This window comes from Xanthovirga aplysinae, assembly GCF_009711365.1.
GTDB lineage: Bacteria > Bacteroidota > Bacteroidia > Cytophagales > Cyclobacteriaceae > Xanthovirga > Xanthovirga aplysinae.
The window spans coordinates 1-991 of the sequence record NZ_SMMB01000287.1 but is presented as its reverse complement, the minus strand read 5'-3'; the positions used below and the strand labels follow the sequence as shown (position 1 = coordinate 991).

General features: G+C 34.5%; 1 protein-coding gene. It reads left to right on the top strand.

What is annotated here, in order from left to right:
• Positions 1-222 precede the first annotated feature (222 nt).
• On the top strand, positions 223-840 hold the full coding sequence (locus E1171_RS00780) for a hypothetical protein (RefSeq protein ID WP_155203141.1): 618 nt from the start codon (positions 223-225) through the stop codon (positions 838-840).
• The last annotated feature ends 151 nt before the right edge of the window (positions 841-991 follow it).

The following is a 991-nucleotide window of genomic DNA, read 5'->3' as shown; positions in this document are numbered from 1 at the left end:
CTTGCGGAAACCCAAAGCAAACAGAAAAAGGCTATTACGAAGATAATTTTGACTTGAATTTTATAGAAATCTGGGGAATTGGAAACAATTGGTTAATTTGGACTGACAGCGATTTTTTCTGAAAATAAAAACTGGGTACAACAATGGCGAGCTGCCATGCTTTCCCAATGCTGAAAAAAAAGAGCAGCCAGCCGTGCCGTTATGACTAATTAAAAATACAGAATGAAAAAATTACTGACATTTCTTCTGACCTCAACTCTATTCCTTTTAGCAAGTTTCAGTGGGAAGAAGGACAATGTAAAATTTTGGTCAGAGAAAACGAGCATTAGCAATGCGATTGACTTTGAAAAATCATTGACTAAGAAAATCGACTTTCTAGAAATGAATGTCTCTCTTTCTAAGAGCATTTATCCTTTGGTTGACAAATACAAAATAGCAAAACCTATAATCGTTCAGCGGGATCAGAAAGGATTTTTGCCTCTTTTCGTTGAATATTTCTATTCGGAACCCGACTCAATTATCCGGTATATAAGTTATGATTGGGAAAAAGAGAGGTATGGAAACTTCTTCAAAAAACAGGATATGTGGAAGGAGGAGAGTAAAAAATTAAAAGAATATAACTCCGAGTACGAAAGAATAAAGTCTACTTTAATTGATCAACTTGGTAAACCTATAACCCAGGACAAGCAACCACAAAAAACTGAATCAACAAATTCTGGAAGAGGTGATTACTTTTCGAGAAACACGATTTGGGAGACTGAAGAATACTACTCCAAATTGAATATGATTTTTGAATCAATGACCTACAGAATTAGATGGTACTACTATTGGAAAAAATAGAAACTGATTATAACAATGGCGAGCCGTTACCTACCATTAAATAAGCAAATTTATGTGGCCATTAGATGATATAACTGTTTACTACTACGGAACTAAAATCAAAGATACCCCAGAAGAATGGACGTTCAGGAATAGAGTAAATTTTGTATCA